Below are 22,723 nucleotides of genomic sequence, written 5' to 3' on the forward strand. Positions count from 1 at the left end.
GGTCAGCGGCACAGCCTGGTGGTGTGCAGCTGCGGGTCGGCCTTGATCTCGGCCTCGGTGAACCGCTCGGTGACCCACTGCTTCTGCGAGAACAGCACGGCCTGGTCGCTGTAGTGGGGTGACGTGGGGTTGACGGACTCGCCGTAGGTGAGCAGCGTCCGGGCGTCCGGGCCGTGCGGCGTCAGCTCGACGGCCATCACGAAGCTGGAGCCGAAGGCCCCGCCCGCCTGCCCGGGGTCGACGGCACCGGCGCCGCCCGAACCCACCGTCGCGTTGAGCACGTTGAAGCAGCCCTCGCCGCCGTCGCAGCCGTTCAGCGGGACGCCCGCCCAGCGCTGGGTGCTCGCCGGGGCGGCGTCGGGTGCGAGGCCGCGCGACCCGAGCTGCTGCACGGCGTCGGCCAGGGCGCGCTGCACCTGCGGGTCGTCGCCGTTGATGCCGCGCGGGGTGGTGAGCGGCTGGGCCGGGTCGTACGGCACCCGCCACCAGGTCTGCGGGATCCGCCAGTCGTTCAGCAGCCCGAAGAAGGCGGACCACAGGACGGCGCCGTGGCTGTCGGCGTCGCCGCGCAGATTCCAGCCGGCCAGCGCGTCGCAGGCGGCCCGGGTGTCGACCGGGGTGCCGTCGGTGGCGGTCAGGGTGGAGTGGGCGCGGCACATCGTGAGCACGTCATCCCGGCCGAGCTCCCCGCTGAGGTCGCGGTCACCGAGCATCGTGTCCTGGAGCGTGGGCAGGGTGAAGCCCGGCGTGCCCAGCCCGTCCGTCCCGTCCAGCCGCTGCGCGATCATCCGGAGCCCGAGCTGCGGCCGCAGGTCGAGCTGCCGCCCGGAGGCATAGACACCCGGGTAGCCGGTGAGCGGTTCGGCGGGGTTGGCGAGGTACGGGCTGTTGTTGGAGTTGGCCAGGTAGTCCGTGCGGGTCAGCCGGGGAGCACTGCCCGGGCCGAAGATGCCCGGCTCGATCGCGTCCGGGTCGCTGCCCCAGTCGCAGGCCGTCGTCGAGCCGTCCAGGGCGCCGCCCGGGACGGCGCACTGCCGGGCCTGGGCGTCGGTGAGGTGCGGGACGACCGAGGAGTCGGTGAAGTACGCCGTACCACCGGTGTCGGTCGCGAGGGTGTACGTCCACGGGATGCCCTGGTAGGCGCTCTGCGCGGCCTTCAGCTGAGCGACGTTCTGCGAGGTGTCCATCGCCAGCCACTCGTTCATCGAGCGCAGGTTGTCGGCGTTGGCGTCCCGGATCGCGTAGGCGTTCGCCGCCGTCCAGTTGCTCGCCAGCACCGGACCGTAACGGGAGGTGTAGAGCGTGCTGGTGACGGTGGCCGGCTTGCCGTCGGCCCCGGGCGCGGAGACCTGGACGGTCTGCCGTGTCATCGGCACGGCCTTCCCGTCCACCAGGTAGCTGGTCGGGTCGCCGGGCACCAGCGAGAGCCGGTAGAGCTCGGCGTGCTGTGCGTAGGTGGTGGTGTGCGTCCAGGCCAGGCCCCGGGTGTGGCCGATCTCGACCAGCGGCGTGCCGTAGATGCTGGCACCGGAGACGTCCAGCACCCCGGGGATCGTCAACTGCACCTGGTAGAAACGGGCGTTGCCCGTCCACGGCAGGTGCGGGTTGGCCAGCAGCATCCCGTCGTGGCCCTGCGTCGCATCCCGGCCGAGCGCCCAGCCGTTGCTGCCCGTCCGGCTCACCGGCGCGTCCGGGGCGCCCGGGACGCCCGAAGCACCCGGGGCGCCCGGGAGGGAGAGCGGAGCGGGCGGTGCGGCCGCGGCCTTGCCGCCGGCACCCGCACCGGCACCCGCGCCGGTGCCGGCCGTCGGCGGCGTCGCGGTGGCGATCAGCTGCTTGTACTGCGGGGCTCCGGCCACCTGGTCGACGTCGTGGATGAGCGTCCAGATGTCCAGTGCGGTGATCGGGCCGACCCAGGGCTTGCCCTTGCAGGTCGGGTCCGGCAGGTTCGCCACGCCGGTGTCGCGCAGGTAGCGGTTGTAGCCGTCGGCGTACCCGTCGACCAGTTGGCGCATCCGGTCCGTGGGGCCGAGCGGTGCCGGGCGGTCCAGCAGCTGCTGGACGGTGCCGGCCTCCCGCTGCGCCTGGTAGTAGGTGTCGCTGGCCAGGTTGGTGGCAGGGCTCTCCAGGATGTCGCTGGAGGCCGCCGTCGGGCCGAAGTACCTGGAGCGCTCACCCCGGAGCGTCACCACCCGGTCGGCCGTCGCGCAGAGGTTGTCCTGGGCGAACGCGTAGCCGTACCCGTACCCGAGACCGCCGAAGTCGTGCGCCAGGATGTGCGGTATCCCGTACTCGGTGCGCCGGATCTCGGCCGTGTGCCCGTTGCCGCTCGTCGTCGTGACGGCCGAGGCCGTCGACGGTGCGGACGCGGAGGCGGGTGTCGGCAACAACCCCGGGGCTGCGGCGATGCACAGGGCGGCGGCGGAGGCCGCCAATCGCTTCAGCGGGAACCGGTGGTAACGCTTGGTCAGCTCGCCAGGTTCTCTCATGCGGCCAAGATTTCCACGGGTGGTGACGGAGCGTCATCCTCCTCCAGGGCGGACTTCGCGGGTACGCGTCACTCCTTGGATGTACTCCTGTGGACCGACGCGGCGGGGCCCGCCGCGCGGCGCCCTCGGGCGGTGTGCGGCGGGCCCCGGTGGAGCCGTTCGGTGGAGCGGCCGGGCCGCTCAGCGGACCGGGTGGCCGGCCTCGCGCAGGGCGGTCTTGACCTGGCCGATGTGCAGGTCGCCGAAGTGGAAGACGCTCGCGGCGAGGACGGCGTCGGCGCCGGCCTCGACGGCCGGGGCGAAGTCGGCGAGCCGGCCGGCGCCGCCGGAGGCGATCACCGGGACGGAGACCGCCTTGCGGACGGCACGGATCATCTCCAGGTCGTAGCCGTCCTTGGTGCCGTCGGCGTCCATCGAGTTGAGCAGGATCTCCCCCGCGCCCGACTCCGCCGCGCGGCCCGCCCATTCGACGGCGTCCAGGCCGGTGCCCTGGCGGCCGCCGTGGGTGGTGACCTCGTAGCCGGAGGCGGTCTCGGTCCCTTCGGGGCAGCGCCGGGCGTCCACCGAGAGGACGAGCACCTGGCGCCCGAAGCGCTGGGCGATCTCGCGGATCAGCTCGGGCCGGGCGATGGCGGCGGTGTTGACGCCGACCTTGTCCGCGCCGGCCCGCAGCAGCCTGTCGACGTCCTCGACGGCACGGATGCCGCCGCCGACGGTGAGCGGGATGAAGACCTGCTCGGCGGTGCGGCGGACCACGTCGTAGGTGGTCTCCCGGTCGCCGGAGGAGGCGGTGATGTCCAGGAAGGTCAACTCGTCGGCGCCCTCGGCGTCGTAGAGCTTCGCCAGTTCGACCGGATCGCCCGCGTCGCGCAGGTTCTGGAAGTTGACGCCCTTGACCACCCGGCCGTTGTCGACGTCGAGGCAGGGGATCACACGTACTGCGAGGGTCACGGCGTGCCTTCCAAGGGCTGTGCGACTGGCTGTGCGAGCGGTCGGGCGAGTGGTTCGGCGAGCGAGGCGGCGAGCCCGGGGCGGTGGGCCTCGACCTCGACCTCGACCATCATCCGGGAGTCGATCAGGCCCTCGACCACGACCATGGTCGCCACCGGGCGGGTCGCGTCGAAGAGCTTCTTGTGCGCCCGGCCGACCTCGTCGCAGTCCCGGACGTGGGTCAGGTACATCCGGGTGCGGATCACGTCGGCGGCCGAAAGCCCGTACTGGGCCAGGGCCTTGAACGTGACGCCGAAGGCGGCCAGGGCCTGGTTGTACGGGTCGCCCTCGTGCTGGACCATGCCGTCGTCCCAGGCGGTGGTCCCCGCCACGTAGACGAAGTCCCCGGCCGTCACGGCGCGGGCGAAGCCGAACTCGTCCTCCCAGGGGGACGTGCCGGATACCCAGTGGGTGCGCGGATTCGGTGTGCCGGCCGGGGTCTCGGTCATCGGGATACAGCCTCCAGGGCCTCTTCGAGGGTGAACTTCTGCTCGTAGAGGGCCTTGCCCACAATGGAGCCCTCGACACCTACCGGTACCAGGCCCGCGATGGCGCGCAGGTCGTCGAGCGAGGAGACACCGCCGGAGGCGACCACCGGCCGGTCGGTGGCGGCGCAGACGTTGCGCAGCAGCTCCAGGTTGGGCCCGGTGAGGGTGCCGTCGCGGTCCACGTCGGTGACGACGTACCGGGTGCAGCCCTCGGAGTCGAGGCGGGCCAGCACCTCGTACAGGTCGCCGCCGTCGCGGGTCCAGCCGCGGCCGCGCAGGGTGGTGCCGACCACGTCGAGGCCGACCGCGATCTGGTCACCGTGCTCGGCGATGACCTTGGCGACCCACTCGGGGGCCTCCAGGGCGGCGGTGCCGAGGTTGACCCGGGTGCAGCCGGTGGCGAGGGCGGCGGCCAGCGACTCGTCGTCGCGGATGCCGCCGGACAGCTCGACCTTGATGTCGAGGCGGCCGGTCACCTCACGGAGCAGCTCGCGGTTGGAACCGGTGCCGAAGGCGGCGTCCAGGTCGACCAGGTGCAGCCACTCGGCGCCGGCGTTCTGCCAGGCCAGGGCGGCGGCGAGCGGCTCGCCGAAGGAGGTCTCGGTGCCGGAGGCGCCCTTGACCAGGCGGACGGCCTGGCCGTCCCGGACGTCGACGGCGGGGAGGAGTTCGAGGCGGCTCATATGCAGCAACTTCCAAGCGTCAGAGGGTGTTGACCTGTCAGAGGGTGTTGACCCAGTTGGTCAGCAGGGCGGCACCGGCGTCGCCGGACTTCTCGGGGTGGAACTGGGTGGCCCAGAGCGGGCCGTTCTCGACGGCGGAGACGAACGGCTGCCCGTGGGTGGTCCAGCTGACCAGCGGCGCGTTGATCTTCTCGTTGGTCACCTCCAGCTCCCAGTTCCGGACGCCGTAGGAGTGCACGAAGTAGTAGCGCTCCTGCGGGTCGAGCCCGGCGAACATCCGGCCGCCCTCGGGGCGCTCGACGGTGTTCCAGCCCATGTGGGGGACGACCGGCGCGTCCAGCGGCTCGACCGTGCCGGGCCACTCGTCGCAGCCGGGCGTCTCGACGCCGTGCTCGACACCGCGCTCGAACAGGATCTGCATGCCGACGCAGATGCCGAGCACCGGCCGGCCGCCCGCGAGGCGGCGCCCGATGATCACGTCGCCGCGGACGGCCTTCAGCCCGCGCATGCACGCCTCGAAGGCTCCCACGCCGGGGACGAGCAGGCCGTCCGCGTCCAGCGCGGTCTGGAAGTCGGAGCTGACGGTGACCGTCGCCCCGGTCCGCTCGACGGCGCGCTGCGCGGAGCGGAGGTTGCCGGACCCGTAGTCGAGGACCACGACGTTCTTGGACATGAGAAGAGGTGATCCAGTCTCTAGAGGCGCATGGCGCCGGCGGCCAGGCACATCACCGCGCCGATCGCGAGGACCGCGATCACGCTCTTCGAGTGCTTCTGCTTCCAGAACGAGTACACACCGCCGGAGAGGAAGAGTCCGACGACGATCAGCAGTGTTGCTTTGCTCACAGCGCACCCTTGGTCGAGGGGAGGATGCCCGCCGCGCGCGGGTCGCGCTCGGAGGCGTAGCGCAGGGCACGGGCGAGGGCCTTGAACTGGCATTCGACGATGTGGTGCGCGTTGCGACCGTACGGTACGTGCACGTGCAGCGCGATGGCGGCCTGGGCCACGAAGGACTCGAGTATGTGCCGGGTCATCGTGGTGTCGTAGGAGCCGATCATCGGCGCCATGCCCTCGGGCTCGGTGTGCACCAGGTACGGGCGGCCGGAGAGGTCCACGGTGACCTGGGCGAGCGACTCGTCCAGCGGCACGGTGCAGTTGCCGAAGCGGTAGATGCCGACCTTGTCGCCGAGCGCCTGCCGGAAGGCGGCGCCGAGCGCGAGGGCGGTGTCCTCGATGGTGTGGTGGCTGTCGATGTGCAGGTCGCCGTCGGTCTTCACGGTGAGGTCGAAGAGTCCGTGGCGGCCGAGCTGGTCGAGCATGTGGTCGTAGAACCCGACGCCCGTGGAGATGTCGGTCTTTCCGGTGCCGTCGAGGTCGATCTCGACGAGGACCGAGGTCTCCTTGGTGGTGCGCTCAACGCGTCCGAGACGGGACATACGAGTTACAGCTCCTTGATCACAGTGGCGACGGCTTCCAGGAAGGCGTCGTTCTCGGCGGGAGTCCCGGCGGTGACGCGCAGCCGGCCGGGGACGCCGTTGTCGCGGACGAGCACACCCCGGTCGAGGATCGCCTGCCACACGGCGTGGGTGTCGGCGAAGCGGCCGAACTGGATGAAGTTGGCGTCCGAGTCGGTGACTTCGAGGCCGAGGTCGCGCAGCGCGGCGACCAGCCGGTCGCGCTCGGACTTCAGCCGCTCGACGTACCCGAGCAGGGTGTCGGTGTGCTCCAGGCAGGCCAGCGCCGTCGCCTGGGTGACGGCCGAGAGGTGGTACGGCAGCCGGACCAGCTGCACGGCGTCCACCACGGCCGGGTCGGCGGCCAGGTAGCCGAGCCGCAGCCCGGCGGCGCCGAACGCCTTGGACATCGTGCGGGTGACCACCAGGTGCGGGCGGCCTTCGAGCATCGGCAGCAGCGAGGCGCGGTGCGAGAACTCGACGTACGCCTCGTCGACGATCACCATGGTCGGCTTCACGGCCTGCGCGGCGTCGTACAGCGCGAGCACGGTGTCGGCGGCGACGGCGGTGCCGGTCGGGTTGTTCGGCGAGCAGACGAAGACCACGTCGGGGCGGTGCTCGCGCAGCGCGACCAGCGCGGCGTCGAGGTCGACGGTGAAGTCCTCGCGGCGCGGGCCGGAGATCCACGTCGTGCCGGTGCCACGGGAGATGAGCGCGTGCATCGAGTACGAGGGCTCGAAGCCGAGCGCGCTACGGCCGGGCCCGCCGAAGGTCTGCAGCAGCTGCTGGAGCACCTCGTTGGAGCCGTTCGCCGCCCAGACCTGCTCGCGGGTGACGGCGAAGCCCGTCGTCCGGGACAGGTAGGCGGCCAGGCCCTCGCGCAGCTCGACCGCGTCGCGGTCGGGGTAGCGGTTGAGGTGGCGGGCCGCCTCGGCGACCCGCTCGGCGATCCGGGCCACCAGCGGCTCGGGCAGCGGGTACGGGTTCTCGTTGGTGTTCAGCTGGACGGGAACGTCCAACTGCGGCGCGCCGTACGGGGACTGTCCGCGCAGCTCGTCGCGGATCGGGAGGTCGTCGATCTTCATGCGCCGGGAACCGTCCAGTCGAAGCGGGCGCGGATGGCGTCACCGTGACCGGGCAGGTCCTCGGCGTTCGCGAGGTTCACCACGTGCGCGGCGACGTCCGCCAGCGCCTCGCGGGAGTAGTCCACGACGTGGATGCCGCGCAGGAAGGACTGCACCGACAGGCCGGACGAGTGGCAGGCGCAACCCCCGGTCGGCAGCACGTGGTTGGACCCGGCGGCGTAGTCGCCGAGCGAGACCGGCGCGTACGGGCCGATGAAGATCGCGCCCGCGTTGAACACCCGGGCGGCGACGGCGCGGGCGTCCCGGGTCTGGATCTCCAGGTGCTCGGCGGCGTAGGCGTTGACGACGGCGAGGCCCTGTTCGAGGTCGTCCACCAGCACGATGCCGGACTGCCGCCCGCCGAGCGCCTCGGTGACGCGCTCGCGGTGCTTGGTCTTCGCCACCTGCGCGGCGAGCTCGACCTCGACGGCGTCGGCCAGCTCCAGCGAGTCGGTGACCAGCACGGAGGCGGCCATCGGGTCGTGCTCGGCCTGGCTGATCAGGTCGGCGGCGACGTCGCGCGGGCTCGCCGAGGAGTCGGCCAGCACCGCGATCTCGGTCGGGCCCGCCTCGGCGTCGATGCCGATCCGGCCCTTGAGCAGCCGCTTCGCGGCGGCGACGTAGATGTTGCCGGGGCCCGTCACCAGGTTGACGCGGGCGCACTCCTCGGTGCCGTACGCGAACATCGCGATCGCCTGGGCGCCGCCCGCCGCGTACACCTCGGTGACGCCGAGCAGCGCGCAGGCCGCCAGGATCGTCGGGTGGACAGAGCCCCCGAAGTCCTTCTGCGGCGGCGAGGTGACGGCGATGCCGGGCACCCCGGCCTCCTGCGCCGGCACGACGTTCATCACGACCGAGGACGGGTAGACCGCCAGCCCGCCGGGCACGTACAGCCCGACCCGCTCGACCGGCACCCAGCGCTCGGCGACCGTGCCGCCCGGCACCACCTGGGTGGTGTGGTCGGTGCGGCGCTGCTCGCGGTGGACCAGGCGGGCGCGGCGGATCGACTCCTCCAGCGCGGCGCGCACCTTCGGGTCGAGCGCCTCCAGGGCGGCCTTGATCTCGGCCTCGGGCACCCGGGTGGTGGTCAGCGTCACGCCGTCGAAGCGTTCGGTGATCTCGATCAGCGCCGCGACCCCGCGATGGCGTACGTCCTCGCAGATGGGCCGCACCTTCTCCAGGGCGGCTTCCACGTCGAACTCGGCTCGGGGCAGCACGTCGCGCGGGTCGGCAAGCGAGCCGCGCAGGTCGATTCGAGAGATCACACAGCCCAGTGTAGGGAGTGGCCGGAATCCGAGCCGCCACATTTCAGTCCGTGATACGAAAGGCGAGACGGACCAAGATCTTGGGGGGATCAGGGATGGAGAGACCGCCGCGCGGCTGGACGCCGGTCGAAAAGGGCCTCTGGGAGGCGTTCCGCCAGGGCGAGGTCTACGACCTGCGCGCGGGCGACGACGCCCAGGACGACGTGCTCGCCTCGCCCGACTGGGGGCCCGGGCGCACCGTCCGCGCCGAGGTGCTCGCCCGGCTGCTGCTCGCCGGGCCGGCGCCCGTACCCGGCCGGGTCGCCTCGCTCAAGCTCAACGGCGCGTTCGTGTCCGGCCACCTGGACCTCGCGGGCGGGACGATCGCGCACTACGTCGAGCTGCACCACTGCCGGTTCGAACGGAAGGTGCTGGTCTCCGAAGCACGGGCGGGCACGATACGGCTGGTCAGCTGCCTGATACCCCGGCTGGAGTCGTCCAGGCTGGCCACCGAGGGCGACCTGCACCTCGCCCGCTGCGTCATCCCGCACGGGATCCGGCTCACCGACGCCAAGATCGGCACCGACCTGCTGATGAACCAGGCGGTCATCGGCGGCGACCAGTTCGGCCGCTCGCTGGCGGCCGACGGCATCACCGTCAGCCAGGACTTCGAAGCCGAGCGGCTGACGTCGTACGGCGAGATCAGCATGCGGGCCGGCCGCATCAACGGCCGGCTCTCCCTGCTCGGCGCCCAGCTGCGGCCGCCCGCGCCCGACCGCTACTGCCTCAACCTGGCGCGGATCAGCGTCGGCAACACCGCCTACTTCAGCGGCTCGCCGGACGTCGGCTGGACGAGCTCCCGGACGATCTACGGCCAGGGGTACGGCGAGGCCGTACCCGTCGGCACCTCCTCCACCCCGCTGCGCGCGTACGGCGGGGTCCGGCTGGTCGGCGCGCGCTTCGACAACGCCTGCGTGATCGGCGACGCCGAGTTCCACTTCTCCCCCGACGCGGAACTGTCGCTGCAGCAGATCCAGACCCCCGAGCTGCTCTTCGTCTGCCCGACCCCGCCGGGCGGCAGGCTCGGCCTCTCCCGCGCCAGGGTGGGCAACCTGGTCGACCTGCCGCAGAGCTGGCCGGGGAACGGACAGGTCGGGCTCACCGGCTTCACCTACGAGTCGCTGCGCTCCCCCGTGCCCTTCACGGTGAAGCAGCGGATCGCCTGGCTCGACGGTGCCCTCGCCGAGTTCCGCCCGGAGCCGTACGAGCAGCTGGCGGCGGCCCTGCGGCGGGACGGGCGCGACGACGACGCCCGCGAGGTCCAGTACGCCAAGGAGCGCCGCCGGCGCGCCACGCTGCCGCTGCCCGGGCGGCTCTGGGGACGGCTCCAGGACGCCGCCGTCGGGTACGGCTACCGGCCGGGGCGGGCCGGGCTCTGGCTGCTGCTGGCCTGGGCGCTGGGCTCCGCGTACTTCGGGACGCACCAGCCGCCGCCGCTGAAGGCCGACGAGGTGCCGCACTGGAACCCGTACCTGTACGCGCTCAGCAAGGTGCTGCCGGTGGTCGACCTCTCCCAGGACGGGTGGAACCCGGGCGGCGCGGGCCAGTGGGTGGCGACCGCCCTGGTGATCTCGGGCTGGGTGCTGGCGACCACGGTGGTGACGGGCGCGACCAGGATGCTCCAGCGCGGGTAACGGCTCCGTGGTGGAAAGCCCGGCGCGCGGCGGGCCGTCGGACAACTACGCTGTGCGCCGTGACTGAACGGCTCCCGCTCTTCCCGCTCAATACGGTCCTCTACCCGGGTCTCGTGCTGCCCCTGCACGTCTTCGAGGAGCGCTACCGGCGGCTGGTCGGCGATCTGCTGGCCCAGCCGGAGGACCGCCCGCGCCGCTTCGGCGTACTGGCGATCAAGGACGGCCGCGAGGTCGCGCCGGTCCGCGAGCACCCGGGCCCGGCCGGGCCGCTGGACGGGCTCGGCACGGTGACCGGCGACCCGCTGGAGGCGCTGCACCACGTCGGGTGCATCGCCGACGTGACGGACGTCCAGGAACTGCCGGACGGCCAGTACCGGCTGGTCGTCACGGGGACCACCCGGTTCCGGCTGCGCTCGGTGGAGACCGGCGGGCCGTACCTGGTCGGTACGACCGAGCTCGTGGAGGAGCTGCCGGGCGAGGCCGCCGGCGCCCTCGCCGCCGGGGTGGAACGGGCCTTCCGGGCCTACCAGAAGCGTCTGGCGGGCGCCCGCGAGGCCAGCCTCGCCGGGGAGCAGGAGCTGCCCACCGACCCGCAGGTGCTCTCGTACCTGGTCGCGGCGGCGGCGATCCTGCCCACCCCGGTCAAGCAGGAACTGCTCGCCTGCCCCGACACCGCCCAGCGGCTCACCAGCGAGCTGGCACTGCTGCGGCGCGAGACGGCACTGCTCGCCTGGCTGCCCTCGCTGCCGGCCCACGAGCTGACCCGGCAGGCGTTCAGCCCCAACTGAGGAGGACGGCGTGGCGAAGCGCAAGGGCGGCCAGGGCACACCCGCGACGGTCGCACTGGAGGCGGCCGGGGTGCCGTTCACCGTGCACGCGTACGCACACGACCCGGCGGCGGCCTCCTACGGCGGCGAGGCCGCCGAGGCGCTCGGGGTGCCCGCCGCGCGGGTCTTCAAAACCCTGGTCGCCGAGGTCGACGGCACACTGACGGTCGGCGTGGTGCCGGTCTCCGGGCAGCTGGACCTCAAGGCGCTCGCCGCGGCCGTCGGCGGCAAACGGGCCGCGATGGCCGACCCGGCGGCGGCCGAGCGCAGCAGCGGCTACGTGCTCGGCGGGATCTCCCCGCTCGGGCAGCGGCGCGCACTGCGGACGGTCCTGGACGCGAGCGCCCTGGACCACCCGACGGTCTACGTCTCCGCCGGCCGGCGCGGCCTGGAGGTCGAACTCTCCCCCGCCGACCTGCTCACCCTCACCAAGGCCCGCACCGCCCCGATCGGCAGGGACTGACCCGGGGGCGCTCCCGTCCCCGGGTCTCCAGGGGCGCGGGGAACCGCGCGGGACCGAAAGCCCGCCCTCGCAGCGAAGCGTTACCCGGGCGGGTTCTCCTCCTGCTGCGGCCCCGCCCAGTACGGCGGCGGGTCGTCCTCGCGCTTGCCGAAGGCGGCCGAGAGGGCGAGCAGCACCACCATCGCCGTGATCGGCCAGACCAGCAGCGCACCCCGCGCGCCGAGTTCGATGGCGGCGCTGAAGTCCACGCCCTGCCCGGCGCGCTTGGCGTCGGCGAGTACGTTCGTGCTCGGGCCGAGCCGCATGCCCAGCTTCCAGGCGATCGCCGACCCGGCCAGGCCGCCGGCCGCCAGGCCGACCGCGACCGAGATCCCGCCGCCCCGGCGGCGGGTCAGCAGGAAGGCCACCAGGGCCGTCAGCAGGCCCGCGCCGAGGCCGAGCAACGCGAAGACGGTGTCCGCGCCCGCCCGCTGCTCGCCCTCCGGGTCCACGTACCGGATCGCGTCGGTGCCCGCGACGAGCATCACGCGGGGGGCCAGGTGGAGCCAGAGCACGCCGACCAGCAGCCCGAGCAGCGCTCCGGCCGCCGTGATCAGCCCGCCGATCAGCAGCTCCGGGAGCAGCGGGCGCCGCACCCGGGGCGGTTCGGGGAGGTACGGGCCCCCCTCGAAGCTGTCGGCGCCGGCATCGGGACCCGCAGGTGTGTTCGGTACGGTCACCCGACCATCGTTTCATGACCGGGCGGTTCCGGGCGGACCGGTCCGCCCCCGGGTGCCCGTCAGCGCACGGTGGCCCAGCGGTAGGCCCGGGTGGCGAGCGCCAGCGAGGCGAGTCCGACCACCACGCAGACCGAGAGGTCCCCGGCGACGGCCGCCCAGTCGGGGTCGGGGGTGAAGGTCCGGGCGAAGGCCTCGACGCCGTACGTGGAGGGCAGCAGGTCCCGCAGCCACTGGACCGCCGTCGGCAGGTGGGAGACCGGCAGGACGCCGAGCAGCAGCGCCGCCGACATGCCGAGCTGGCCGAGCAGGGTGGCGATCTCCTGGCGCGGCGCGAGCAGCCCGCAGGCCGCGCCGAGCCCGGCCAGCGCCGCACCGGCCGTCGGCACGACGGCCAGCAGGACCCACAGGTGCGTCCAGGGCAGGTCGAACATCCAGGCGCCGGCGCCCGCCGTCACCAGCGCCCCGGGCACGGTGAAGGAGGCGTACGCGGCGGCCGTGCCGAGCACCACCGAGGTCGGCGGCACCGGCAGCGTGGCGTAGTGGTCCAGGCCGCCGGTGGCGCGCAGCCGGCCGAAGTACTGGGCGAGCAGGTTGAGCGCCACGAAGGCGACCACCAGCACGCTGGAGCCCGCGACCACCGCGTGCGCGGCCGGGTTGTCGCCGGGGTCGACCACGCCGCGCATCATCACCAGGATGCCGAGCGACTGGAAGGTGGCGACGAACAGCAGCGGGATCCGGGAGACCCTGGCCCGGGCGAGCTGCGCCCGGTAGACGGCGGCCAGCGCGGGCAGCAGCCGGGCGGCGGGCGCGGGCGGGGCGGCGGTGACGACCTCGGGGGCCTCTTCGAGCAGGGTCACTTGACGAGCCCTCCGTGTCTGCCGCCGAGCTTGAGGTAGGCGTCCTCCAGGCTCGGGGTGGCCAGCGTGAAGTCGTCCAGGGCCGCGAAGGCGGGGCCGGTGGTGACCGCGGCGACCAACTCGCGGGCCTCGTCGGGGGTGGTGCGGACGGTCCAGCGGCGGCCGGTGCGCTCGGCGCGTTCGGCCAGCCGGGCGACGGCCGGGACCTCGACCGGGGCGTCCGTCCGCCAGACCAGGTCGAGCCGGACGTCGCCGTCCACCAGGGCTTTCAGTCCGCCGGGGGTGTCACAGGCGATCACCCGGCCGTCGTCCACCACCGCGACCCGGTCGAGCACGGTCTCCGCCTCGATGACGTTGTGGGTGACCAGCAGGACGGTCGTGCCGCGCTCGGCCCGGCGGCGGTCGACGGCGGCCCAGACGGCGCGGCGGGCGACCGGGTCCATGCCGGTGGTCGGCTCGTCCAGCACCAGCAGCGGCCGCTCGCCCACCAGGGCGGCGGCGAAGCAGGCCAGGCGGCGCTGGCCGCCGGAGAGCTTGGCGAGCGGGCGGGTGGCGAGCGGCTCCAGGCCGAGTTCGGTGAGCACCTCGGCGGTCTCGGCGCGGGCCCGGGCCCGGGTCAGACCGCGCAGCTGCCCGGTGGTCTCGGCGGCCATCACGACGGTCAGCTCGTCCAGCGCGCTGGACTCCTGGCCGAGGTAGGCGAGCAGCCGGGCGGCCAGTTCCGGGTGCCGGACGATGTCGTGGCCGAGGATCTCCACGCTGCCCCGGTCGGGCCGGAGCAGCCCGGTGAGCTGGCGGACCAGGGTCGACTTGCCCGCGCCGTTGGGCCCGAGCAGCCCGAACACCTCGCCGCAGCGGATGTCCAGGTCGATGCCGTCGTTGGCCTTGATCTCGGTGGTCTCGCCGCGCCGGCGGCTGCGGTAGGTCTTCGCCAGGTCGCGTACGGTGCAGCACTGCCGGGCCGGTCGGCCGGGCCCGCCGGGGTCGTCCTGCGGCGTGGCCCGTGGTGCCGGCCGGTCGGTGTCGCTCACGGTCGAAGACTCTACGCGCTGACCGGGCGGATTCGGACACGGGGCTCCGCGCTCGCCGGGCGCCGCTTCGGCGGGGGCGCCCGGCGTGCTTTGTCCAGGTCTAGCCGTCCGCCCGGCTCTCCGAGACCACCAGTTCGCCGCCCGGGACCCTGGTCGCCAGCTCCTTCCAGAAGCCGGCCCTGATCGCGTAGCGGTCGTGCTCGTCGATCTGGTCGTCCTTGTGCGCGAGCAGCCCGAACCGGGCGGCGTACCGCAGCAGCTCGCCGTCCAGGCGGTGCGGGATGCGCGGGTAGTCGTTCCAGAGCAGGGTGAGCCGCTCGATCGCGCCGAGGCGGTCCATCCAGCGGCGGGCGAAGACGTGGCCGACCTCGTGGGCGTCGCCGCCGATGGTGGTGATGTCCTCCTCGCGGTCGGCCCAGCGCTGCTCGGCGGAGGTGAGCTGGGCGAGGGTGGGCAGCAGGTCGCCGGGGGTGCAGGACTCGGGGCCCTGGTGCGGGCGTTCGACCCAGCCGCGTTCGGAGGACCAGCGCAGCACCAGGGAGGTGGGCACGGGTGTCGCGGTGCGGGAGGCGAGGTCCTTGGGGGTGGGGACCACCTTGAGCGCGGCGGCCGGTGCGGCCGGCGCCGAGGGCTCGGGCACGGCGGCCACGGCGGCCGGGTGGGGGACGGGCGGTGCGGCCAGCAGGCCGGCCAGTTCGGCGCGCGGGCCGGGGGCGTGCTGGAAGTGCGGGGGTGCCTCGCGGACCCGGACCCAGCGCTCGATCCACTCGCGGTCCAGCACCCGGCGCTCGTCGGCCTCGCCGACCAGGTCCTCGGACTGGTTGAAGTCGCCGTCGGCGGCCTGGAGCGCCCACAGGTGGACGACCACGCCGTGCTCCTTGGCGGACATCATGCCGGGCAGCAGGTCGCCGTCCCCCGTCACCAGCACGATGTCGGCGCAGGCCCGGTTGCGGGCCAGTTCGGAGAGTTCGGCGTGCATCGCGGCGTCCACGCCCTTCTGCACCCGCCGGCCCTCCGCGCGGGTGAGCGCGCCGAGCCGTACCGTCACCCGGGGCAGCACCCGCAGGCGGCGGTGCTCGGGCAGCGGGCGGCGGTCGGGGGCGGCGTCGAACCAGTAGATCCGCAGCAGCGGCAGCCCGGTCTCGGCCTCCGCGCGCTCGCGCAGGGCGGCGATCAGCACGGTGTGGTCGACCGTCACCCGCGAACGGGAGGGTTCCCCCGCCAGCAGACTGGCCGAGGCCCCGAGCAGGTATCCGGCGTCCACCAGGACAACGCAACGGTCCACTTGCGCACCTCTTCTCCGGTCGGCCCCCGTCACCGGAGAGCCAGACGGCGCTCCCGCAGGGACTGCATGGGCGCCGGATCCCGGCCGCACGACCGTTGGGCACTCCTCTACCCCCCGATCGGACGGTGAACCGTCCTGCGCCCGGCCCCGTTGATCCGGTCCGCCCGGCGGACCGGCCGGGGCGGCGCCTCCCGCCCGGAGCCGCGGCGCGGCGCCACCGGCTCCCGGACGGCCGCGCGGGCAGGGCCCGCACCCGTGGGTGGGGCCCTGCCCGCGTGGGTGGGGCCCTGCCCGCGTGGGTGGGGCCCTGCCCGCGTGGGGCCGGCCGGTGTCAGCCGTTCAGCTCGGCGGCGACCAGCTCGGCGATCTGGACGGCGTTCAGGGCCGCGCCCTTGCGCAGGTTGTCGTTGGAGAGGAAGAGCGCGATGCCGTTCTCGACAGTCTCGTCGGAGCGGATCCGGCCGACGTACGAGGCGTCCTTGCCGGCCGCCTGGAGCGGGGTCGGGATGGCGGAGAGCTCGACGCCGGGGGCGTCCGCCAGCAGCTCGGCGACCCGCTCGACGCTGATCGGCCGGGCGAAACGGGCGTTGATCTGGAGCGAGTGGCCGCTGAAGACCGGGACCCGGACGCAGGTGCCGGAGACCTTGAGCCCGGGGATGTCCAGGATCTTGCGGCTCTCGTGCCGGAGCTTCTGCTCCTCGTCGGTCTCGAACGAGCCGTCGTCGACGATCGAGCCGGCCATCGGCACCACGTTGAAGGCGATCGGGCGCTGGTAGACGTTCGGCTCGGGGAACTCGACCGCCTCGCCGTCGAAGGCGAGCTGGTCGGCCTGCTCGGCCACCTTGCAGGCCTGTCCGTACAGCTCGGCGACACCGGCCACGCCGGAGCCCGACACGGCCTGGTAGGTGGTGGCGACCATCGCGGTCAGCCCGGCCTCCTCGTGCAGCGGACGCAGCACCGGCATGGCGGCCATCGTGGTGCAGTTGGGGTTGGCGATGATGCCCTTGGGACGGTCGGCGATCGCGTGCGGGTTGACCTCGGAGACCACCAGCGGGACCTCGGGGTCGCGCCGCCAGGCCGAGGAGTTGTCGATCACGACCGCGCCCGCCGCCGCGACCTTCGGCGCCAGCGCCTTGGACGTCGCGCCGCCGGCCGAGAAGATCACGATGTCCAGGCCGCTGTAGTCGGCGGTGGCCGCGTCCTCGATGGTGATCTCGGTGTCCTGCCAGGGCAGCGTCCGCCCGGCCGAACGTGCCGAGGCGAACAGGCGCAGCTGCGTGACGGGGAACTCGCGCTCCGCCAGAATGCCGCGCACGACGCCGCCGACCTGCCCGGTCGCTCCTACGATGCCGATCCTCATCCGACTTCTCCTCCGGTGTTCTGCTCGGTCAAAGCCCGCACGGTGCCCATCATGCCTGTTCAGCCGTCCAGGGCGGCGAGGCGTTCCAAGGCGTGGTCGACGGACGCCCGGCCCGCGGGCAGCAGCGGCAGCCGGACGGCCGGGCTGGGGATCCGGCCCTGGGCGTGCAGCACGCCCTTGACCACCGCCGGGTTGGGCTCGGCGAACACCGCCCGGGCCAGCGCGGCGAGGCGGTGCCCGAGGGCGCGGGCCCGGACGGCCTCGCCCTGCCGCCAGGCGTCCGCCAGTTCGACGAACCGCCCGGTGGCCAGGTGGGCGGCGGCCAGGATGCCGCCGGCCGCGCCCATCGCCAGCATCGGCGAGAGGTAGAGGTCGTCGCCCGCCAGCACCGCGAAGTCCTCGGGTGGGTCGGCGAGCAGGGCGACGGTGTCCTGGTCGATCCCGCCGACCGCGTACTTCACGCCCGCCACCGCGGGCAGGGCGGCCAGCCGGCCCAGGGTGTCCGCGCCGAGCGCCTGACCGGTGCGGTAGGGGATGTGGTAAATGACCAGCGGGACGGGGCTGTGCTCCGCCAGGTGCTCGAAGTGCGCCAGCACCCCGGCCTCGCCGGGCCGGCTGAACGACGGCACGGTCACCAGCGCGGCGTCCGCCCCCGTCAGCCGCGCGAGCGCCGCCGCGCTGCTGCGGGTGTCGCCGGCGCCGATGCCGACGATCACGGTGGCCCCGCGTTCGCGGCAGACCCGGGTGCCCACCTCGACGACCGTACGGCGCTCGGCCTCGTCCAGGGCAGCGGCCTCGGCCGTCGTGCCCAGCAGCGCCAGACCGGCGGCGCCCTCGTCGAGCACCGCGTGGGCCAGCCCTTCGAGCGCGTCGGCGGCCAGTGCGCCGTCCGGGGTGAAGGGGGTGATCAGCGGTACGTAGATCCCTCGCAGTTCCATGCGGCCAGCCTGCCGGGCGGGTACTGTGCGGGTCCAGTTCAGGTTTCCGAGGTATTGCGTAAGCTCTGCTTATGCTCGATGTCCGACGACTGCGCCTGCTGCGCGAACTGGCCCACCGCGGCACCATCGCCGCCGTCGCCGAGGCGCTCTCCTTCAGCCCGTCCGCGGTGTCCCAGCAACTCTCGGTGCTGGAACGGGAGGCCGGGGTGCCGCTGCTGGAACGGACCGGACGCCGGGTCGCGCTCACGCCCGCCGGCCAGAACCTCGTCCGGCACGCCGAAGCCGTCCTGGAGCGGCTGGAACGGGCCGGCGCCGAGCTGGCCGGCGCCCGCCGAGGACTCAGCGGGCCACTGCGGATCGGCACCTACCCCTCCGCCGCCCGGGCGATCGTCCCCGGCGCGCTGGCGGCGCTCGGCCGCGACCACCCGGGCCTGGAGCCGATGGTGACGGAGGTCGACCCCGCCGTGGTCGCCGCCGCCCTGCGGGCCGGCGAGCTGGACGTGGCCCTCGTGCACGAGTACGACTTCGTGCCGCGCGAGGAGGGGCCCGGGCTGGCGGGCGAGGCCCTCTTCACCGAGCCGATGTACCTGGCCGCCCCGGCGGCGGGCGGCATCGCCGACCACCGCGAGTCGCCCTGGATCATGGCCCCGCCCGGCACGCTCTGCCACACCATGACCTTCCGCGCCTGCCAGGCGGCCGGCTTCACCCCCCGGGTCCGCCACCAGATCGACGACTTCGCGACCGTACTGGCCCTGGTCGCGGGCGGCCAGGGCGTCGCGCTCATCCCGCACCTCGGCAGCGCGGCCCCGCCACCGGGCGTCGTCCTGACCCGGATGCCGATGTCCCGCCGCACCCACCTCGCCTTCCGCAGCGGAGCAGCGGGCCACCCGGCGGTGGCGGCCTTCGCCGACGCCCTGCGGGGCGCGATTCCCGCGGAGCTCAGCCAGTCGCCGACCTGAGCGCGGCGGTGGGTGCGGCGCCGCACCTGCCGCTCCGCTCACGAGAGCACGCGACGGCGGAAGTTGCGCAGGCCGAGGCCGAAGAAGAGGACACAGAAGGTGGTCAGGACGGGTGAGCCGGGCTTGCCCTCAGCACCCTCAAGCGGTGCGCCCGCTCACCCGAACCAACAGCCCAGCACATCGCCCCCAGTACCGGCCCACCTTGGTCGCCCCGCCCGCCGCGCCGCGCGGCTCCTGCTCACCCACCCCGAGCACCTGCGCGCGAAGGAAACCGACCCCCTGGCAGCTCTCACCGCCGCCTACCCCGAAGTAACCTAACTCACCAGGCCAGTAAGGGATCTCGCCGAATTGATAACACCGGCCGCGGCAATGACATCCGACTACGGCGAGGTAGGACAGGGCACCTGGGCGCGGCAGAGCCGAAAACCTGACATTCCCGAACCACATGACAGGCAGGCCCCGCACCGCCGGTTGGCGGTGCGGGGCCCAAGTGCCAGCGGCCATTGAGTGTTACGGATTGGGGTTGTAGGTGCCGGAGTTCCAGATGGCCGTGTTGGCTGTGTTGTAGATGACGAAATTGCAGTCGGCCTGGACGGTGGCGTGAGCACCAACGCTGCCAGCGGTGCCCGAGGTCCAGAGGGCGTCGCTTGAGGAGCCGGGTGTCGGGTAGACGGGATTACCGCCTGCGTCGGTCTTGGGTGTGTAGACAACGAGGCTGCCGTCGCTCTGCATGGTGGCCCAGGCGCCAAGGTGTCCGTTGGTCCTGGTGCTCCAGAGGGCGATGCCGGTGTTGAGGGAGTAGAGGACGAGGTTGCCGTCGGTCTGCATGACCAGGCGGGTGTGGGCGGCGTAGGCGGTGTCCCCGGGGTGGAGGATGCCGCCGGGGGCGAGGGTGCTACTCACGGGGGTGCCGACCGAGCCGAAGTTGGCCGGGGCGGCGAAGCCGTTGACGGCCTTGGTGGCAGGATCGGCAGTGCCGGGCCAGACGTACAGGGTGCGGTTGGTGGGGTCGTTCTTGACAGCCCAGAAGTCGGGGATGCCATCGCCGTTCAGGTCGCCGGAGGAGCCGACGAGGGGGAAGTTGACGGGGTCGATGCTGCCGGTGTGGGGGATATAGCCGCTGGCGGGGTCCTGGAGCTTGGTGTAGTCGGGGTTGCCCTGGCTGTCCAGGGCGATGGGGTAGGAGTGGATGGTGCCGTCGAGTCGGCTGCGGGCCCAGATGGTTGCCTGGTTGGGGGTGGTGAGCCCGTTGGCGGGGCCCGGGGCGATCAGGTCGTAGTTGTTCCAGCTGGTGTTGGCGGCCACGGTGGACGCGAACGGGATCAGCTGGGCGGTTCCGCTGAGCTGGTCGTAGGCGCCGTCGCTCGGGCGGAAGAGCCACAGCTGGCCGTTCTCGACGGCGAGCAGGGAGGTCTGCGTGATAGTGACGTGCTTGGTGGGATCCGTGACATTCGTCGCGGTGGCTTCGCCTTCCGGGGTGCCGATGGCGACCAGTTGGGTGATGTCGGACCAGTCCGGCCCGTAGGTGGCGGGGCAGGCGCCGGGAGTTCCACCGAGTGTGAGGACGCACTGGGTGGGGCGAGTGAGGAGTGTGGCCGGTTTCTGGGCGAAGTTGCCGTGGCCGTCGTTGTAGACGAGGTAGAGGAACTTCTTCTGGGCGGTGTCCTTGGTGTTGTGGACGATCAGCTGGTCGACTCCGAGGCCGCTGTCCAGTGTGCCGCGGTGGGTGATCCGGAAGTCGTTCCAGGTGAAGTGGTTGTTCTGGTCGTTGCCCGGGGCGCTGGCGGCGACCGCGGCGGCGGCGTGGACGGGGTCAGCGCTGCCGCCTACGATGCGCAGGTTGCCGGAGCTGTCGGGCAGCAGGATGTCCGGCTTCTGGTCGCCGTCCACATCCCCGAACGTGGGCACTGTGCCGGGCTTCCAGGGGGCGTAGTAGCTGTAGGCGGCGGGCTGGCTGTAGTTGCCGGCATTGTCCATGGCCTGGGCGTAGAGGAGGTTGGTGCCCCACAGGCCGGGGATGTGCGAGTAGTCGACGTGTCCGCCGGCGTAGGTGTCGCCCTGGCTCTCGCCGCAGGTCCAGCCGGTCGCTGGGCTGGAGCTGGTGGTGATCCGGATGCAGGCGACTCCGGAGGCACTGCCGCCGCTCGGCACGGGGTCGGCGGCCGTGACCGTGAAGTGGCCGATGTCGCTGGCGTACTTGGTGGTGGGTGCCGCCGGGCTGCCGGAGGGCGGGAAGTCGGTCGAGTTGATGCTGACGTTCGGCGGGGTCTTGTCGACGCGCAGGAAGCAGGCGCTGGTGAGGTTGCTGGTGAGGCTGCCGTCCGTGGTGTTGGCGTACCAGGCGAACGTGTGGCCGTCAGGCATGGAGCTGGAGTTGACGGGGACCTGGACGTCCTGATTGCCGGCGTACGGCGAGGTCTGGTAGATCGGCGGCGCGCCGGTGTCGCTCCAGAACTTGAAGGTGGTCTGGAGCTGCTGTCCGGTGGGTGACCAGTGGGAGACGTTGAGGCTGATGTTCTGGTTGGCACCGATCCAGGCGGGGTTGGTGCCGCTGTTGCAGTCCTCGTGGCTGTTGTTCGATGCGAAGCCGGGGGCCTGGCCCGTGTCGGTGCGGGTGCGGGGCCACCAGATGGAGGGCTGGAGGTCGTAGGTCGTGGTGATGGAGGGGTTGTTGGCCAGGTGGTGGCGCTGGTAGAGGTCGCTCTCGTTGTCAGGAATGACAGCGATGGTCCAGTTGTCGTTGTTGCCGCCGGCGATCTGCTGGACGGCGGAGGTAACGTCGAAGCTGATCTGGCCGGTCCCGGTGAGTGCCTGGGAGTTGTTGGTAACCTTATTGCACCCGTACATGCCGTTGCCGCAGGGCTGGTTGTGCCAGGTGGTGTCGCCGTCGATCGTGCCGGTCCAGTACACCCCGTAGGTGGTGGCTGTACTGGGGCTGGACGCCGAAGTGACCTGGACGGCGAGGGTGGAACTCAGGATGGTGGGCCGGGCTGGGGCGCCAGTGGGCTGGGTGTACAGCTGCGACGGGATTTGGATCCGGTAGTAGGCGCGCTCGTGACCGTTGCTCGGGTCCGGGCAGTAGTCAGGCCACGAGGCGTAACCGCAGTACCCGGTACCGAGGTTGGCGACCTGGTCTGCGTACTTGGTGTCCGGGTTGTACTCCTGCACCTGGACCGATTGCACGCTCCATCCGGTGACCTGGACGGCGGGGTCGATGTACCACGGCCCGGTGCCCTGACCGAGCTTGCTCTGGTCAGGGGTGATGTCAATGGCACTCGCGCTGGCGGTGATGCCCATAGCCGTGACGTTCGCACCCGCGCCCGGCTCAAGTGGAGTGGAGACGCTGTCCTGTTTCGCGGCAGATGGATGCGATGCGCTTCTGGCTCTCGGCGCGGCGGCGCTTGTGGCGGTGCGTTGCGAGACAGCCGGGGCCGACGACGTACTGGAGTCCCATTGGAAGGAGGTCGGGGAGCTCAGTCGCACCGCACCGGTGGCGTCCTTGAAGGAGAGGTTACCGGCGCTGTCCGCGCTGACGTTCAATCCGGTCGTTGAAATGGGAAAGTGAAGATTCTTCAGGGCAGGATTTGCGGCAGCGGCAGCGGTCTTGACGATCAGGACGTCGCGCCAGCCAGCTGCTGTGGCGGTCAGTTGGAGGTCGATATCCGGAAGGACCGACGCATAGGTCGCGGTATCGCCATTCAGTGTCGGCTTGGGCAAATCGAAGGGCGCGCTGGTGGACAGCTTCAGACCGTCGGAGGTGGCGAGGGTGGCCATGGCGCCGGCACCACCGCCGGACAGAGACACCGAGGCGGGGACGGCGGCGGGAGCAACCGTCCCGTCCGGCCCGACACGCAGCGTGGTGTCGATGGCTGTCCAGGCACTGCCCTGCTTGAACCTTGCCGGCTGTGTGGACTGATTTGTCGTCAGACTGCCGTCAGGATTGGCGACGGTGGTAGACGTCTCCGTGGTCAGCGCGTCGACCGGCTCCGCAGTGCCGCTGGCCTTGGCCATGGCCTGTGCGTCATGGACCGCCTGCGCGGTAGCGGACAGCGCAGGAGTGATGATCGGAGCGTCCGCGTAGGCCGCTGGAACGCCTACCAGACCCAGGGCCAGGCTGGAGG

At 72.5% G+C, this 22,723-nt stretch carries 21 protein-coding genes; 5 read left to right on the forward strand and 16 right to left on the reverse strand.

What is annotated here, in order from left to right; all coding sequences use genetic code 11:
- Positions 1-2: 2 nt before the first annotated feature.
- The 9 genes from ABD330_RS19855 to hisD all read right to left on the reverse strand — a co-directional run bounded on the left by ABD330_RS19855 (position 3) and on the right by hisD (position 8,490).
- A complete protein-coding gene (locus tag ABD330_RS19855; protein WP_344466923.1) occupies positions 3-2,489 on the reverse strand; it encodes a penicillin acylase family protein in 2,487 nt (828 codons plus the stop codon).
- Between the two features lie 180 nt (positions 2,490-2,669).
- Positions 2,670-3,440: an imidazole glycerol phosphate synthase subunit HisF gene (hisF, locus tag ABD330_RS19860; protein WP_344466925.1), complete on the reverse strand. Its 771-nt coding sequence runs from the start codon at positions 3,438-3,440 to the stop codon at positions 2,670-2,672.
- Positions 3,437-3,928, reverse strand: coding sequence for a RidA family protein (locus ABD330_RS19865; RefSeq protein WP_344466927.1), 492 nt, complete (start codon positions 3,926-3,928; stop codon positions 3,437-3,439). The genes hisF and ABD330_RS19865 overlap by 4 nt, the downstream gene beginning before the upstream one ends.
- Positions 3,925-4,650: a bifunctional 1-(5-phosphoribosyl)-5-((5-phosphoribosylamino)methylideneamino)imidazole-4-carboxamide isomerase/phosphoribosylanthranilate isomerase PriA gene (gene priA, locus ABD330_RS19870; RefSeq protein ID WP_344466929.1), complete on the reverse strand. Its 726-nt coding sequence runs from the start codon at positions 4,648-4,650 to the stop codon at positions 3,925-3,927. The genes ABD330_RS19865 and priA overlap by 4 nt, the downstream gene beginning before the upstream one ends.
- Before the next feature lie 37 nt (positions 4,651-4,687).
- Positions 4,688-5,323 carry an imidazole glycerol phosphate synthase subunit HisH gene (gene hisH, locus ABD330_RS19875; protein ID WP_344466931.1) on the reverse strand — a complete coding sequence of 212 codons (636 nt, stop codon included), beginning with the start codon at positions 5,321-5,323 and terminating at the stop codon, positions 4,688-4,690.
- Positions 5,324-5,343: 20 nt separating this feature from the next.
- Positions 5,344-5,493 (reverse strand): hypothetical protein, encoded by a 150-nt coding sequence (locus ABD330_RS19880; protein ID WP_344466933.1) that lies wholly within the window; start codon positions 5,491-5,493, stop codon positions 5,344-5,346.
- The gene (hisB, locus tag ABD330_RS19885; protein WP_344466935.1) at positions 5,490-6,083 is read right to left on the reverse strand and encodes an imidazoleglycerol-phosphate dehydratase HisB; all 594 of its coding nucleotides are present in this window, start codon (positions 6,081-6,083) and stop codon (positions 5,490-5,492) included. The genes ABD330_RS19880 and hisB overlap by 4 nt, the downstream gene beginning before the upstream one ends.
- Before the next feature lie 5 nt (positions 6,084-6,088).
- Entirely contained in the window at positions 6,089-7,186 is a 1,098-nt protein-coding gene (locus tag ABD330_RS19890; RefSeq protein ID WP_344466937.1) for a histidinol-phosphate transaminase, read from the reverse strand.
- The gene (gene hisD, locus ABD330_RS19895) at positions 7,183-8,490 is read right to left on the reverse strand and encodes a histidinol dehydrogenase (protein WP_344466939.1); all 1,308 of its coding nucleotides are present in this window, start codon (positions 8,488-8,490) and stop codon (positions 7,183-7,185) included. Before hisD ends, ABD330_RS19890 begins: the two co-directional genes overlap by 4 nt.
- 95 nt (positions 8,491-8,585) lie before the next feature.
- Here hisD and ABD330_RS19900 point away from each other — a divergent pair, with 95 nt between their 5' ends.
- From ABD330_RS19900 to ybaK, 3 genes are read left to right on the forward strand one after another with little or no spacing between them, the layout of a single operon-like run.
- The gene (locus ABD330_RS19900; protein WP_344466941.1) at positions 8,586-10,163 is read left to right on the forward strand and encodes an oxidoreductase; all 1,578 of its coding nucleotides are present in this window, start codon (positions 8,586-8,588) and stop codon (positions 10,161-10,163) included.
- Between the two features lie 59 nt (positions 10,164-10,222).
- On the forward strand, positions 10,223-10,951 hold the full coding sequence (locus tag ABD330_RS19905) for an LON peptidase substrate-binding domain-containing protein (protein ID WP_344466943.1): 729 nt from the start codon (positions 10,223-10,225) through the stop codon (positions 10,949-10,951).
- A gap of 10 nt (positions 10,952-10,961) precedes the next feature.
- A complete protein-coding gene (gene ybaK, locus ABD330_RS19910; RefSeq protein ID WP_344466945.1) occupies positions 10,962-11,453 on the forward strand; it encodes a Cys-tRNA(Pro) deacylase in 492 nt (163 codons plus the stop codon).
- Positions 11,454-11,533: 80 nt separating this feature from the next.
- On the opposite strand, the gene ABD330_RS19915 is transcribed toward ybaK, so the two are convergent.
- From ABD330_RS19915 to ABD330_RS19940, 6 genes are all read right to left on the reverse strand, one after another.
- Positions 11,534-12,172, reverse strand: coding sequence for a hypothetical protein (locus ABD330_RS19915; protein WP_344466948.1), 639 nt, complete (start codon positions 12,170-12,172; stop codon positions 11,534-11,536).
- Between the two features lie 59 nt (positions 12,173-12,231).
- On the reverse strand, positions 12,232-13,029 hold the full coding sequence (locus ABD330_RS19920; RefSeq protein WP_344466950.1) for an ABC transporter permease: 798 nt from the start codon (positions 13,027-13,029) through the stop codon (positions 12,232-12,234).
- Complete coding sequence (locus ABD330_RS19925) at positions 13,026-13,964, reverse strand: ABC transporter ATP-binding protein (RefSeq protein ID WP_344466974.1); 939 nt, start codon at positions 13,962-13,964, stop codon at positions 13,026-13,028. Before ABD330_RS19925 ends, ABD330_RS19920 begins: the two co-directional genes overlap by 4 nt.
- Before the next feature lie 196 nt (positions 13,965-14,160).
- The gene (locus tag ABD330_RS19930) at positions 14,161-15,345 is read right to left on the reverse strand and encodes an NYN domain-containing protein (protein ID WP_344466952.1); all 1,185 of its coding nucleotides are present in this window, start codon (positions 15,343-15,345) and stop codon (positions 14,161-14,163) included.
- Positions 15,346-15,676: 331 nt separating this feature from the next.
- Entirely contained in the window at positions 15,677-16,705 is a 1,029-nt protein-coding gene (locus tag ABD330_RS19935; protein WP_344466954.1) for an aspartate-semialdehyde dehydrogenase, read from the reverse strand.
- A 59-nt stretch (positions 16,706-16,764) separates the two neighbouring features.
- Positions 16,765-17,643 carry a dihydrodipicolinate synthase family protein gene (locus ABD330_RS19940; RefSeq protein ID WP_344466956.1) on the reverse strand — a complete coding sequence of 293 codons (879 nt, stop codon included), beginning with the start codon at positions 17,641-17,643 and terminating at the stop codon, positions 16,765-16,767.
- Positions 17,644-17,714: 71 nt separating this feature from the next.
- On the opposite strand from ABD330_RS19940, the gene ABD330_RS19945 reads away from it, so the two are divergent.
- Positions 17,715-18,602: a LysR family transcriptional regulator gene (locus ABD330_RS19945; RefSeq protein WP_344466958.1), complete on the forward strand. Its 888-nt coding sequence runs from the start codon at positions 17,715-17,717 to the stop codon at positions 18,600-18,602.
- Between the two features lie 510 nt (positions 18,603-19,112).
- Here ABD330_RS19945 and ABD330_RS19950 read toward each other — a convergent pair.
- A complete protein-coding gene (locus ABD330_RS19950; RefSeq protein WP_344466960.1) occupies positions 19,113-21,899 on the reverse strand; it encodes a hypothetical protein in 2,787 nt (928 codons plus the stop codon).
- Between ABD330_RS19950 and ABD330_RS19955 the strand changes: the two genes are divergently transcribed.
- Positions 21,871-22,167 carry a hypothetical protein gene (locus tag ABD330_RS19955; RefSeq protein WP_344466962.1) on the forward strand — a complete coding sequence of 99 codons (297 nt, stop codon included), beginning with the start codon at positions 21,871-21,873 and terminating at the stop codon, positions 22,165-22,167. The two genes, ABD330_RS19950 and ABD330_RS19955, sit on opposite strands and share 29 nt — an antisense overlap.
- Positions 22,168-22,723 lie beyond the last annotated feature (556 nt).

The sequence above is a fragment of the Kitasatospora kazusensis genome, assembly GCF_039529945.1.
GTDB lineage: Bacteria > Actinomycetota > Actinomycetes > Streptomycetales > Streptomycetaceae > Kitasatospora > Kitasatospora kazusensis.